The sequence below is a fragment of the Nocardia coffeae genome (assembly GCF_019890715.1).
GTDB lineage: Bacteria > Actinomycetota > Actinomycetes > Mycobacteriales > Mycobacteriaceae > Nocardia > Nocardia jiangxiensis.
The window spans coordinates 1-13,196 of sequence record NZ_JAINZY010000021.1; the positions used below are offsets into that span (position 1 = coordinate 1).

The window sequence follows — 13,196 nt, forward strand, 5'->3', positions numbered from 1 at the left end:
AGCCGACCGCCTGCCACCGAGACCGTCAGCCGAGGGCGCCGATCGGCTGATGGTCAGCCTTCGGGGGTGTCCAGGTCCGCGAGGGTGGTGTTCGCGCCGCACAGGATGACGCACACGGTTTCGCCGGGCTCCGGGACGTATGTGCCGCTGGTGAGCGCCGCCAGGGCGGTGGCGCCGCCGTGCTCGACGGCGAGGCGGCGCTCGTCCCACAGATGTGCGCGGGCGGCGATGATGGCGTCGTCGGAGACCAGCAGTGAGCGGGTGTCGCAGCCCGCCGCGGCGGTCAGGGCCAGCGGGGTGACGGTGCGTGCCCCGAGGGAATCCGCGGCGATCGAGTTCACCGGGACCGGGACGGGGTGACCGGCTTCGAGCCCGGCGTGCAGGGCGCAGCAGTTCTCCGGTTCGACCGCGATCGCACGCACACCGTAATGGGCTGCGGCGGTGGTGATTCCGGCATACAGGCCGCCTCCGCCGACGGCGACCAGCACGGTGTCCAGACTCGGCAGGTGTGCGTGGATCTCCTGCATGAGCGTTCCGGCTCCGGCGGCGATGAGCGGATTGTCGTAGGCGTGCGATTGCAGCGCGCCGGTGTCGGCGGCGAATTGCGCGCAGGCCGCGGCGGCATCGGCGTAACTGTCGCCGATCTGTTTGACCCGCGCCCCGTAGGAGACGAGCCGGGCGACCTTGACCGCGGGTGCGGTGGCGGGCACGAACACCGTCGCGGTGATGTCGTGCCGACGCGCGGCCCACGCGCAGGCCAGACCGGCATTGCCGCCCGAAGCGATGGTGACCCCGGCCTCGGGCAGGGTGTGCTCCTCGAGGTGGGCGGACAGGAAGTTCGCGGCGCCGCGCGCTTTGAAGGTGCCGGTGTGCTGCAGGAATTCCATTGCCAGCCAGAGGGATCCGTCGGATTCGGCCGGGGCGAGGGCGATCGGGCGGGTGTGGCCGTGGATGCGCCGCGTGGCGGCCTCGATGTCGTCGTAGTCGAGGCGGTCGATGGTGTCCATGGCGCTCCTGCACTGGTCGAGTGGTCGGCGGTGGCGGAATCCGCGGCGTCGGTGTCGGCGTTTCGCGCGCGTGATCGGCGGCGGGAGTCCGGACAGACGGGCGACCGTGTGTCCGGCGCATCGTATGCCGGAACCAGGTGCGATGTGCGTGCCGGGGAGGTGGCGAACCGGCTCCGGCGGTGTGGTGTGGCGGGTAGACTCCGAGGCTCCGGATGGTTGTCGGGGCGGCATCAGGGAGGGTGTTGAATCGTGCAGACCAAGACCGATGAGATCGCTGACGGTATCTATCGCTTCGCCACCTTCGTACCGGAGGTCGGTCCGAGCGGCTTCACGTTCAATCAGTTCTTCGTCGACGCCGCGGAGCCGCTGTTGTTCCACACCGGTATGCGGTGGCTGTTCCCGCAGGTTTCCGAAGCGATCGCGCGGATCCGGCCGGTGGAGGAGTTGCGCTGGATCACTTTCGGTCATGTGGAGGCCGACGAGTTGGGGGCGATGAACTCCTTCCTCGCCGCCGCACCGCAGTCGCAGGTGGCGCACGGAGAACTCGGATGCGCCGTATCTCTGGACGATATGGCCGATCGGCTGCCGCGCCGGCTGGCCGATGGTGAGGTGATCGACCTGGGCGGTCGGCGGGTGCAGCATCTGGACACACCACACGCACCGCACAACTGGGAGTCGCGGGTGCTGTTCGAGCAGACCACGGGCGTGCTGTTCTGCGGTGATCTGATGACGCAACTGGGTGACGGTCCCGCATTGACCGATGCCGACCTGGTGGGACCGGCGTCGGTCGCCGAGGACGTGTTCCATCAGACCTCGCTGGGGCCCGCGGTGCCCGCCGCGCTGCGCAGGCTGGCTCGGTTGAAGCCGACCACGTTGGCGATCATGCACGGGTCGAGCTTCACCGGGGACTGCGAGACGGCGCTGAACGACCTCGCCACGGTATATGAAGATCGACTGAATCCCTGAATATTGGTGACCGGAAGATATTGCGGCCCAGCGATATTGAGCAGGGTACGTCGTGACTGCCGGGCGCGAATGTCCGCGAGGGTGATCGCTTACCGTCTCGACGGGGGAGCAGTGATGGCGTGGGACAGGGCCTCTTCGACATGTCGGATGGTGTCCTCGTAGAAGCCCAGTTCACTCGCGACGTACTCGGCGAGTGAACGCTCGTCATCGGCGGCGACCCAGTTGCGGTACCCCTCGTAATACGACCGCACGCCCAGATCCGCGAGCACACCGGCTCGACGCGCGTCACCGAGGCGATGATCCAGTGCTTGTTCGAATGCGGCGGTGATGGCCGAGCGTTTGAATACCGCACGCTCACTCAGTTCGGCGCTCGAAGCCACGATCGGGTCCAGTGCGCGCCCGATGCCCCGATGGTCCTGGGTGTGTGCGCCCGAGAGCGCTCGCACGCCCGCGGTCACCAGTTCCGCAGGGGTGGCCTCGGCGGGCGCGTCCCGCACGGCCTCGGTGATGAGGGTGACGAGCGCGGCCTGTCCTTGGAACACGATCTCGCGTTTGTCCGGGAACAGCCGGAACAGTGTGGTCTTCGTCAGTCCGGCGCGTTCGGCGATCTGGGCCGTCGTGGTCGTGTCGTAGCCATGTTCGGCGAACAGTTCGATTGCCGCGCGGAGTAATCGGCCTCGCGCATCCGGTTCCCAGCGACCCATGAGCTCATCGTAGATGATGTGACTCGGTCACATCACTGCTAGAGTGATGTGACCGAGTCACATCAGGCGGCCGGTCGGCATGAGCCGCCCTCGCCGCCGCATTTCACGAATGGAGAGCGCAATGCGCGTGTTCATCACCGGTGCATCGGGTTGGATCGGCACCGCCCTGAGCAAGGAACTCGTCGCGGCGGGACACGACGTCGTCGGCCTGGCCCGGTCGCGCGCCTCGGCGGACAGGATCGAAGCTCTCGGCGGCACCGCGGTGCTGGGCGACATGTCCGATCACGATCTGATCGTGTCCGAGGCGATCAAGGCCGATGCGGTCGCGCACCTGGCGTTCACGCTGGACTTCGCCGAATTCGAGGCGACCGTGGACAACGAGGTGGCGCTGCTGGGCAGGATCGGCGACGCCCTCGCGGACAGCGGCACAGCGTTCATCGCCGCCTCGGGAACCCCGATCCTGGCCGGGCGGCTCGCGACCGAACGTGACCACCTCGAGGCGGCCGGGCCCGCCGGTGCGCGGGCAAGAACCGCGAATGCCGTTCTGGCGCTGGCAGATCGGGGAATTCGCGCCGGGCTGGTGCGGATGCCGCGTTCGGTGCACGGCGCGGGCGACCGCAACGGCCTGATCTCGGTACTCGTGGGTTTGGACCGGCAACTCGGGACCGCCGCCTACGTCGGCGACGGCCACAACCGCTGGCCCGCAGTGCATATCGACGACGCCGGGCGACTGTTCTTCCTGGCCCTCGAAAAAGCCCCCGCCGGTTCGGTCCTGCACGCGGTCGGCGAAGAAGGCGTACCGATGCGCCGGGTAGCCGAAATCATCGCCGCGAAAACCGGATTGCCCGCAGGCCCCGTCGACCCCGCGCAACTCGGCGCCTTCGGCCAATTGCTCGGCGTCGACCAACCCGCCTCCGCCGAGGAAACCCGTGCACTCATGGATTGGAAGCCGACCGGGCCCACGCTGCTCGAGGACCTCGAGGCGGGGTACTACACCGACTGACCGCGGCGCGGCCAGTCCGAGTTGTCAGCTCATCGCCGCAGCGATGATCCGCACAACCTGAGGCAAGTACCTTGTCAGGCAGCGCACGGGACGTCGCTGCATCACCCTGTGCAGTGTTGCGTTCGATGCAACTCCGCGCGATATCGCGTTCACAAACCCAGGCGGGTGACCGCGTTGTCCTCGAGGGGGTTCGCGGTGCGGATGTAACCGTGCACGGTGCGGGGGTTGGACCAGCGGCCCTGGCGCATGATCTCGCGGTCGCTGGCGCCGCCGAGGGCGGCCTGGGTGGCGAATCCGGCGCGCAGGGAATGTCCGGAGAACAGGGACGGGTCCAGTCCGGCGCGGGCGGCGTAGCGTTTGACCAGTTCAGCGACCGCGCGGCCGGACATGGCCGTTGCGCCGATTCCGCCGTGTCGGGAGACTGCCGGGAACAGCGGCAGGTCCGGATCGGCGAGGGTGGTGCCGGTGAAGCCGTGGCAGCGGTGAATGGCCGGATCGGCAGCGGGGGTGTGTTCGAACCAGGCGGGGAGTGCGTCGCGGCCGTACTGGATGTGGGCCTCGCGCAGACGAATCCAGTCCGCGTACGCACACACCGGGCAGGTGTGCGGGTGGCGTCCACGCGGCAGGGCGACGCGTTGGGCGGCGACACCGGTGGGGTCGGTCTTGGTGGCGGGCAGCTGAATCAGCAGGAGCGGCTCACCGGTGGCGTGGTCGGTGTCCACCTGGACATCGCCGACGCGCAGGCCCGCGATCTCGCTGCGGCGCAACGCCCCGGCGAATCCGACCAGCAGGACCAAGGTGTCGCGGCGGCGGGCGGGTTCGGCCGGCCAGCCCGGATCGGGCAGACCCCGCAGGAGTTGTTCGAGGGTGTGCAGCAGGACCGGGCGCTTGCGCCGCGGTTGGGTGCGGCGAGTGCGGCGGATACCCCGCAGGGTCAGGCGCACCACGTCGGTGCGGGTGGGGGAGGCCAGCCCGTTGGCGGCGTGCACCGCGGCGATCGCGGCGCTCTTGCGTTCGAGCGTGGCCGCGCTGAACGCCCACGCGCCATCTGGTTTGCGGGCATCGGCCGCGGCGGCCAGATAGACCGCCACGTCCAACGGGTCGGCCGGAAGCGCGCAGCGTCCTTCGGCAGCGCACCATGCCGACCAGGCGATCCAGTCCGATCGGTACGCGCGCACCGTGTTCGGGGATTGGGAGGCCTCGAGGTACCGTCCCAGCGCGGCGGCCTGCTCGTGATCGAACCGCTCGCGCACCTGTCGCAGTGCGGCGGCGTCGACCAGGACGCTGCGCACCCCGCGCCGCAACTCGGACCGGACCCGCTCGGGTACCGCGACCTGTCCCGGCGAGCCCGCGTCGGCGGGTTCGGCTGCTGCGCTCATCGGTCGCCACCGTACTCCGCCGACCGTGGTGATCCGGGCGCACCCGCGTGATCGCAACCCGAATGTGGCTGGACACACGCATTTTTCGGGATAGCTGGACAGGAGGGGTTCAGACGCTGAGCAGGCTGCGCGCTCGGCGCACTTCGGGGATGCCGATCACGGTGGCGGCCAGCAGGAACACCGCCGCGCCCGCGGCGGCGCCCACGACAGCCATGAGCAGATGGGCCACGATCGGGTCGGGGAGCAGATGGCGGGTCGAGGCCATGGCCAGCAGACCGGCCCAGCCCGCGGCCGCCGCGGCCCACCCCACGCGCGTGAATGTCGCTGCGACAGCGGAGAATCCGAGCAGCCCGTAGCGGCGGCGCAACAGTATGTGCCCGAGAACCGCCCCGGCCACATAGGACAGTGATCCGCCCACACCGAGCATCACCACGACCACGTGCGGTGGCGCGAGCGCCGCCGCGACGGCGATCACCACGATCTTCACCGCCACCATGACCCCGTTGATGAGCGTGGGAGTGCGCAGGTCGTTGTGGGCGTAGCAGACTCGCATCTGCAGCATCACCAGCGCGAACGGGGCCAGGCCGAACGCGGACAGGGCCAGGCTCGCGCCGATCAGCCGGGCCGCGGCCGGATCGACCCGACCGGTGAACACCACCTGCGCCAGCACCGGCCCCAACAGCGCCATCGCGACGGTCACCGGGATCAGCGCGGTCACCAGATAGCGTGCGCCACGGCCCAGATCGGCGACCACGGCGGCATCGTCACCGGCGGCCGCGGCGCGCGCCAGACGTGGCATCAGCACTGTCAGCAGCGAGACCGCGACAATTCCGTTGGGCACCTGGAACAGCAGATCGGCGTAATAGTTGACCGACACCCCGCCGTGGTCGAACGCGACGCGCAGAGTCAGCGCGACCCCCAGCTGACTCAGCGCGACGTACCCCACGATCCAGCCCAGCATCGGCGCGCCCGCGCGCACCGGACGCCACGTGTAGGGCAGCGGACGCACCCGCCAACTCCACCGGAACCCGGTGCGGCGCAACGCCATCGCAACCCACACCGCTTGTCCGGCGATACCGGCGGTCGTGCCGATGCCCAGCACCGCGACCTGCGCGCCCGACATGGTCGCGGGCGTCACCACGACCGGGCCGGGTATCAGGACGTAAGCCCCGGCAGTGGCCAGCACGATGAGATTGTTGATCACCGGAGCCCAGGCCGCGGCCGCGAAACTCTCCCGCACGTTCAGCACGGCGGTCAACAGCGCGGCCAGGCCGTAACAGAAGATCTCCGGCAGCAGCAGATACGCGAACAGGGTGGTCAGATGGCGTTCGCCGGAGTCTGCGACGAAGATCCGCACGATCAGCGGTGCGCCCGCGATCGCGGCGAGGGTCAGCGCGGCCATGGCCAGGGTGGCCGCGACCAGCAGCCGCTGGGTGAATTCGCGCGAATGTTTGCGACCGTGCCGCCGCGCACGCATCAGCAGCGGCAATACAGCGCTGCTGAGCACGCCACCGATCAGCAACTCGTACACCATGTTCGGCAATGTGTTCGCGCCGTTGTAGGACTCGCCGACCGCGGCGGTGCCCAGCACCGCGGCCAGGGCCACGCTGCGGGCGAATCCGGTGATCCGGCCCACGGCTCCGGCCAGCGCGACGCGGCTGCCGTGGCGCGCGAGCGTCGTGGATGCACTTACCTGCGATGCGGGTTCGGGCATCGTGCCAGGATGTCACAGCGCCGCAGCGCAGGCGATTACTGCCGGTAGGTGGACAGGAATCGGCCGATGCGTTCGATGACCGCCTCGAGATCATCGGCGTGCGGCAGGGTCAGGATGCGGAAATGATCCGGGCGCGGCCAGTTGAATCCGGTGCCCTGCACGATGTGCACCTTCTCCTGCAGCAACAGATCCAGGACGAATCGTTCGTCGTCGTGGATCGGGTACACCGCCGGATCGATGCGCGGGAACGCGTACAGCGCGCCCTTGGGTTTCACACACGACACGCCAGGGATCGAGGTCAGCGCCTCCACGGCGCGGTCGCGTTGTTCGCGCAGCCGCCCGCCGGGCAGGGTCAGGTCGTAGATGCTCTGATATCCGCCCAGTGCGGCCTGAATCGCCTGCTGCGCAGGGACGTTCGCACACAAGCGCAGACCCGAGAGCATGGTCAGGCCCTCGAGATAGTTGGCCGCATGCTGGGTGGGTCCGGACACGACCAGCCAGCCGGAGCGGAATCCGGCGCACCGGTATCCCTTGGACAGACCGGAGAAGGTCAGGCACAGCAGGTCCGGGGCCAGGGAGGCGGTCGCGGTGTGGGTGAGGCCGTCGTAGAGGATCTTGTCGTAGATCTCGTCGGAGAACACCACCAGGTTGTGGCGGCGTGCGATGTCCAGGATCGGGCGCAGCACCTCGGGCGGATACACCGCGCCGGTGGGGTTGTTCGGGTTGATCAGCACGATCGCGCGGGTGCGGTCGGTGATCTTGGCTTCGATATCGGCCGGGTCAGGACACCAGTCCGCGGCCTCGTCGCACACGTAATGCACCGCGCGACCGCCGTTGAGGGTGGTCGCGGCGGTCCACAGCGGGAAATCCGGTGCGGGAACCAGGACTTCGTCGCCGGTTTCGAGCAGCGCGGTCAACGCCATCATGATCAGTTCGGAGACGCCGTTGCCCAGGAACACCTCCTCCACGTCGACCCCGTGCACGCCGAGCGTCTGGTAGTACTGCACCACCGCGCGTCGCGCCGGGAGCAGGCCCTTGGCCGTGCTGTAACCACTCGAGCCGGGCAGAGCGCGCACCATGTCCTGCAGGATTTCCGCGGGGGCCTCGAAGCCGAACAGCTGCGGATTACCGGTGTTGAGTTTGATGACGTGGTGGCCCTCGGCTTCCAGGCGCGCGGCGTGTTCGGCGACCGGGCCACGGATCTCGTACGACACGCCAGCGAGTTTGCTGGACTGGGTGAGCTGCATGAACGTCCCTCCTCGAGATGATTCCGCACACTGTACTTGGAAATTCCAAGTTTGCACTTGGTATTTCCAACCGTTCGGCTACAGTGTGCGGTATGCCCCGCCGAAACTACGACCACTTCTGTTCGGTGAGCCGCGCCCTGGACGTCGTCGGGGATCGCTGGAGCCTGCTGGTGGTGCGCGAATTGTCCTCGGGCCCCAGGCGATACAGCGACCTGTTCGCCGATCTGCCCGGCATCAGCACCGATATGCTGGCCACCCGGCTGCGCGACCTCGAGCAGGACGGCATCCTGATCCGTCGACGTGTCGGTCCGCGCGCGGCGACCACGGTGTACGAACTCACCGAGTCCGGTGCCGCGCTGCGCCCGGTGCTCGAAGCGCTGTCGGACTGGGGCACACCGCGGTTGGGCACACGCCGGGCCACCGACGCGGTGCGCGCGCACTGGTTCGCCCTGCCCCTGGGCCATGCCGTGGCCCGACAACTACCCCAGGGCAGCGCCACGGTGCACATCGGCGACGCGGTGTTCCACTACGTCATCGACCACGACACCATCACCCACCACGACGGCCCCGCCACGGATCCGGACCGCGAGTTCCATCTACAGCTGGACGAGGCGATCGAGGTGGCATTGGGGGCGCCCCTGACCGCAGCGCAGGCCGAGCGCTGAGTTCGCTTGTGCGGGTTCAGGATCGAGTGAAGTAGCGGTCGAGGAACTCGTTGCTGAACTTGCCCGCCGGATCGTACTGCCCCAGCAGACGTTCGAAATCGGCGTAACGGTCGTAGCGGGCACGCACGGTCGCCGCATCGCAGGTGAACAGTTTGCCCCAGTGCGGGCGTGTCGCGAAGGGGCTCAGCAATTCCTCCATCACCGGCAGCAGGGCCAGCACCGCGGGAGTGTCATCGATCCAGGTGAAATGGAATGCGGCCGAATCGCGTTCGGCGGCCGGAGACAGCCACAGTGGTTCCGCGGCGATCGTGCGGATCTCACAGGTCTGCACGAGCGGGGCCATCCGGTCACGGATCGTGTCGAGGGCACGGTAGGCCGCCACGACGTCCGCGCGGGGAACGAAATACTCCGACTGCAGTTCACGACCGGTGCTCGGAGTGAAATCCAGCCGGAAATGCGGCAGGCGGTGCTGCCACGGGCCCGGTTCGCCCAGCTGGGTGGTGCAGTGCCGGGCGTCCATGCCCGGGACCGGATGCCGGGGTACGTCCGCGCGGGTCGCGCCGAACCACCGCGCACCCGGAACATCCGGTGTGCGTGGACCTTTCACCCACACCTGATCCAGATGATCGGCCCGCCAGGTGGTGAACACGCTGACGCTGTATCCCGCGGCGAGGATCTCCTGCGCATGCTCGGCGAAATCCTCTGCGGGCAATCGGTCGTAGACGTACTGCGCCAACTCGAAGGTGGGCACCAGATCCAGAGTCAGCGCCGTGACCACCCCGAACCCGCCCAGCCCGACGACCATCCCCGCGAAATCCGGGTGCCCACGCCGGATCTCGAGCAGCTCACCGTCCGCGGTGACCACCTCGAGACCGGATACCGACGCGGCCAGACTGCGGTTGTCCACTCCTGAGCCGTGCGTCCCGGTGGCCACCGCCCCCGCGACCGAAATATGCGGCAGCGAACCCAGCGTCGGCAATGCGAACCCCGCCGCGTGCAGGCGATCCGCGAAATCCCCGTACCGCAACCCGCCCGCGACCGTGACACACGATGCGTCGGCATCGATCTGGACCCGTGGCGGCAGACCGGTCAGCGAAATCTGCTCACCGGCGGTGTCGGCGATCCGATTGAACGAATGCCCGCTGCCCAGCGCGCGCACCCGCTCGGACCGTGCCACCAGCTCGCGCACCTGATCCACATCGGTGGGCCGATGCACGCCGCGAGCCTCGAAAGCGATATTGCCCGCCCAATTAGTCCGCACCACGCTCTGTCCTCTCCTGACTCCGTTCGCACACGCTAGCGCGGTCCCGGATCTGCGTCGGGTGATCCCGGGCGAGCGCCGAACCGCTGACACCTCGTAGCCGCGAACCGGCCCGATCGTTCTAGGTGCTCGCCACGAGCAACTCCTCCGACGCCGCGGGGCGCAACCCGTCGGGGCGGCCACGGAAGTAGCGGTCGGTCAGATCGTCCCCGGACACGGTGCGGGCGTCGCGGAAACCTGATTCGAGCGCCAGTGCGCGGATTTGCTCGGGATCGTAGAAGCTGATGAACGGCGTGCCCGAGGACCGCGCACCACGCTCGGCGAACTCGCGCAGCATCCGCTCAGGGGCGCCGACTCGATCGATCGGGAGCATGTAGGTCATCACCAGCGTCGACCCCGGTGCGAGGGTGGAAATACGTTGCAGGGTGGCGGTATTGGCGGCATGCGTCAGATACATCGAGACCCCGGTGGAGGCCACCACCGCCGGGCGCTGCGGATCGAAACCTGCCTCGACGAGCCGCTCCCACCACGACTCGGCCTCGAAATCGACCGGCACCAAACGCAATCCGGTCGGCGCGGCCAGTCCCAACTCGTCCAGGCGGCGGCGTTTCCACTCCTGCGGGCCGGGCTGGTCGACCTCGAAAATGGTTATGGCCGAGGCGAGTTCGGGGCGACGCTGGGCCAGCGTGTCCAGGCCCGCGCCCAGTAACACGTACTGCCCGACGCCCGCGGCGGACTGCTCGACGATCAGATCCTCGATGAACCGCGCTCTCGCCACGACTCCCGCGCGCATCGGACGGGTGGAATCGGGATCCATGTCCGGGCGTTCGCGCCAGCCGTCGTCGGGATCGACCAGGCGCAGGCCGATCTCGTCCCGCACCACGTGCGGGGGCGGATCCGCCTCGAGATGCAGTGCGCGCCACAACGCCACCCGCGCCGCGGTGTGCTCGGGCGCGACGGCGTCCGAGCCGCTCATGCCGGATCCGCCGGGGCGGCCTGCAGGGTCCACAACCGTCCGTCCGGATCGCGCACGACCATCTCCCTGGTCCCGAAATGCGTGTCCTCGAACTCGGTGACGACCTCGGCGTCGGAGCCGAAGTGCACGGCCTCGGCATCAGGCACCGACAGGACCAGGCGGGTGTCGGGCTGTTCGTGCGGAACCTCGGCGACGAACACCGAGGGGCCCTGGCTGTTGCGGAACAGGCCGGAGTTGTGATCGGTGGTGAAATCTACTTCGTAGCCCAGGGATTGCATGAACCGGGCGGCCTTGCCCCAGTTGCGGGTCGTGAGATAAACGGCCGCGATACCGGTGGTGGTCACGATCGGCGCTCCTTTCGCTCGGGTGGTTGCTCGGTGGGGGAGTTGTCCAGATGTGCGCGCAGCGCCTCGGCCACGAGCGCCGACAACGACTGCCCCGACTCGATGGCCCGGATCTTGACCTGCTTGATCAAATCCACCGGCAGATACACGTTGAACTGCTTGACCTCGTCACCCACGCCTCGAAGCTAGCATGCTAGCAAGCTAGAAACAACAGCCGGAATACCCCGCCCGTGCACCGGCTTGGGATGAAGGTGACCGATCATGAGATCTTCGAGCTGGGCGATTTCACCCTCGGGGGCATCACCGTGCCCGACGTGCGACTGGCCTACACGACCTACGGTCAACTCGCGCCCGATGCGGCCAACGCCATCGTGTTTCCCACCTGGTTCGCCGGAACTCACGAAGCCAACGAATGGCTGATCGGCGCGGGAAAGGCGCTGGACACGGACCGGTACTTCGTCATCGTGCCCAACCTGTTCGGCAACGGGCTGTCCAGCTCGCCCAGCAACACCCCTGCACCCCACGACCGGGCGCGATTCCCGCACGCGACGATGCTCGACAACGTCACCGCGCAACACCGCCTGGTCACCGAGCGGTTCGGGATCACCCGGCTGGCGCTGGTGCTGGGCGCGTCGATGGGCGCGGGGCAGACGTACCAGTGGGCGGTAGCGCACCCGGACATGGTCGAGCGCATCGCCGCGATCACCGGCTCACCATGCACCAGTCCGCACAATCAGGTGTTCCTGGAAGGGTTGCGCGCAGCGCTCACCGCCGATGCCGACTTCGCCGACGGCGAGTATCGCACCCCGCCTCGGCGCGGGCTGCGCGCGTTCTCCCGGATCTACGCCGGGTGGGGCCTGTCCCAGGCGTTCTACTGGGAGCGGGTGTACGCGGCGCTGGGCTTCGAGACCCTCGAGGATTTCCTGACCGGGGTGTGGGAGAACAACTTCCGTGACTGGGACGCCAACGACCTGCTCGCCATGATGCACACCTGGGAGCACGCGGATATCGGGCGCACGCCCGGATTCGACGGCGACACCCGCGCCGCGCTGGCCTCGATCACCGCTCGGACCCTGTCGATGCCCTCGCGCAAGGACCTGTACTTCCCGCCCGAGGACGAACAGTGGGCCGTGCAGCACATCCCGGATGCGGAACTGCGCGTCATCCCGGGGATCTGGGGACACCTCGCCGGCGGCGGCGCGGACCCCGACGCGGCCGCATTCATCGACGCTGCCCTGCGCGAGCATCTGGGCCGCTGACTTCAATGGACCCGTGAGTCCATTCGATCGGTATCCTCGCGCTATGACGATCACCGCGAAGGGACAGGCCACGCGCCGGCGGATCATCGAGGGCGCCGCGGTGCATCTGCGCAGTGAGGAACCCGGCACGGTGACCCTCGACGACATCCGGGCGATCACCGGCACCAGCAAAGGGCAGATCTTCCACTACTTCCCCGGCGGCAAGGAGGAGTTGCTGGTCGCGGTCGCCCGGTACGAGGCCGAACGCGTGCTCGAGGATCAGCAACCGCATCTGGGTGCATTGACCTCGTGGGCGGCGTGGGAGCGCTGGCGAGACGCGGTGCTGGCCCGGTATCGCGCACAAGGGCGGCACTGTCCGCTGGGTTCGCTGATGGCACAGGTCGGGACCACCGCCGGGACCGCCGAGGTGGTCGGCACACTGCTGGCGCAGTGGTGTGCGCACATCCGGCGGGGCATCGCGACGATGCAGGACGCGGGTCTGGTGCGTGCGCAGGTGGATCCGGACGCGGTCGCGATGACGTTCGTCGCGGCCATCCAGGGCGGGGTGCAGGTGCTGCGCACCACCGGCAGCGTCGAGTACCTGGAGACCTCGATGAACACCCTCGTCACGCACCTGAGGGAGGGGTGAGGCAGTACACCCCACTTTGGACTTGCTGGTCCAAAAATTCGCT

The 13,196-nt window shown here is 68.4% G+C and carries 14 protein-coding genes; 5 read left to right on the plus strand and 9 right to left on the minus strand.

The genetic code is table 11. From position 1 onward, the window contains the following. Nucleotides 1–53: 53 nt before the first annotated feature. Complete coding sequence (locus K7711_RS42670; protein WP_222978072.1) at nucleotides 54–1,007, minus strand: threonine/serine dehydratase; 954 nt, start codon at nucleotides 1,005–1,007, stop codon at nucleotides 54–56. A 249-nt stretch (nucleotides 1,008–1,256) separates the two neighbouring features. Here K7711_RS42670 and K7711_RS42675 point away from each other — a divergent pair, with 249 nt between their 5' ends. Continuing rightward, nucleotides 1,257–1,973 carry an oxygen-binding di-iron domain-containing protein gene (locus K7711_RS42675; RefSeq protein ID WP_222978073.1) on the plus strand — a complete coding sequence of 239 codons (717 nt, stop codon included), beginning with the start codon at nucleotides 1,257–1,259 and terminating at the stop codon, nucleotides 1,971–1,973. Between the two features lie 89 nt (nucleotides 1,974–2,062). Here the strand turns inward: K7711_RS42675 and K7711_RS42680 are convergent, their stop codons facing one another. Further along, nucleotides 2,063–2,677, minus strand: coding sequence for a TetR/AcrR family transcriptional regulator (locus K7711_RS42680; protein WP_222978075.1), 615 nt, complete (start codon nucleotides 2,675–2,677; stop codon nucleotides 2,063–2,065). A 121-nt stretch (nucleotides 2,678–2,798) separates the two neighbouring features. Here K7711_RS42680 and K7711_RS42685 point away from each other — a divergent pair, with 121 nt between their 5' ends. Beyond that, entirely contained in the window at nucleotides 2,799–3,680 is an 882-nt protein-coding gene (locus tag K7711_RS42685; RefSeq protein ID WP_222978076.1) for an NAD-dependent epimerase/dehydratase family protein, read from the plus strand. Nucleotides 3,681–3,829: 149 nt separating this feature from the next. Here K7711_RS42685 and K7711_RS42690 read toward each other — a convergent pair whose 3' ends face one another. The 3 genes from K7711_RS42690 to K7711_RS42700 all read right to left on the minus strand — a co-directional run bounded on the left by K7711_RS42690 (nucleotide 3,830) and on the right by K7711_RS42700 (nucleotide 8,020). Then, complete coding sequence (locus K7711_RS42690; RefSeq protein WP_222978078.1) at nucleotides 3,830–5,059, minus strand: site-specific integrase; 1,230 nt, start codon at nucleotides 5,057–5,059, stop codon at nucleotides 3,830–3,832. A 109-nt stretch (nucleotides 5,060–5,168) separates the two neighbouring features. After that, nucleotides 5,169–6,773: a murein biosynthesis integral membrane protein MurJ gene (gene murJ / locus K7711_RS42695; RefSeq protein ID WP_222978080.1), complete on the minus strand. Its 1,605-nt coding sequence runs from the start codon at nucleotides 6,771–6,773 to the stop codon at nucleotides 5,169–5,171. Nucleotides 6,774–6,808: 35 nt separating this feature from the next. Beyond that, a complete protein-coding gene (locus K7711_RS42700) occupies nucleotides 6,809–8,020 on the minus strand; it encodes a pyridoxal phosphate-dependent aminotransferase (protein ID WP_222978082.1) in 1,212 nt (403 codons plus the stop codon). Nucleotides 8,021–8,112: 92 nt separating this feature from the next. Here K7711_RS42700 and K7711_RS42705 point away from each other — a divergent pair, with 92 nt between their 5' ends. After that, entirely contained in the window at nucleotides 8,113–8,685 is a 573-nt protein-coding gene (locus K7711_RS42705) for a winged helix-turn-helix transcriptional regulator (RefSeq protein ID WP_222978083.1), read from the plus strand. A 16-nt stretch (nucleotides 8,686–8,701) separates the two neighbouring features. Here the strand turns inward: K7711_RS42705 and K7711_RS49160 are convergent, their stop codons facing one another. From K7711_RS49160 to K7711_RS42725, 4 genes are all read right to left on the minus strand, one after another. Then, a complete protein-coding gene (locus K7711_RS49160; protein WP_222978085.1) occupies nucleotides 8,702–9,949 on the minus strand; it encodes an FAD-binding protein in 1,248 nt (415 codons plus the stop codon). A 118-nt stretch (nucleotides 9,950–10,067) separates the two neighbouring features. Beyond that, entirely contained in the window at nucleotides 10,068–10,922 is an 855-nt protein-coding gene (locus tag K7711_RS42715) for a class I SAM-dependent methyltransferase (RefSeq protein ID WP_222978087.1), read from the minus strand. Then, a complete protein-coding gene (locus K7711_RS42720; protein WP_222978089.1) occupies nucleotides 10,919–11,266 on the minus strand; it encodes a VOC family protein in 348 nt (115 codons plus the stop codon). Before K7711_RS42720 ends, K7711_RS42715 begins: the two co-directional genes overlap by 4 nt. Further along, a complete protein-coding gene (locus tag K7711_RS42725) occupies nucleotides 11,263–11,442 on the minus strand; it encodes a ribbon-helix-helix domain-containing protein (protein WP_040822205.1) in 180 nt (59 codons plus the stop codon). Before K7711_RS42725 ends, K7711_RS42720 begins: the two co-directional genes overlap by 4 nt. A 75-nt stretch (nucleotides 11,443–11,517) precedes the next feature. Between K7711_RS42725 and K7711_RS42730 the strand changes: the two genes are divergently transcribed. Then, complete coding sequence (locus K7711_RS42730) at nucleotides 11,518–12,525, plus strand: alpha/beta fold hydrolase (protein ID WP_308015201.1); 1,008 nt, start codon at nucleotides 11,518–11,520, stop codon at nucleotides 12,523–12,525. Nucleotides 12,526–12,568: 43 nt separating this feature from the next. Continuing rightward, entirely contained in the window at nucleotides 12,569–13,153 is a 585-nt protein-coding gene (locus tag K7711_RS42735) for a TetR/AcrR family transcriptional regulator (protein ID WP_222978093.1), read from the plus strand. Nucleotides 13,154–13,196: the final 43 nt, after the last annotated feature.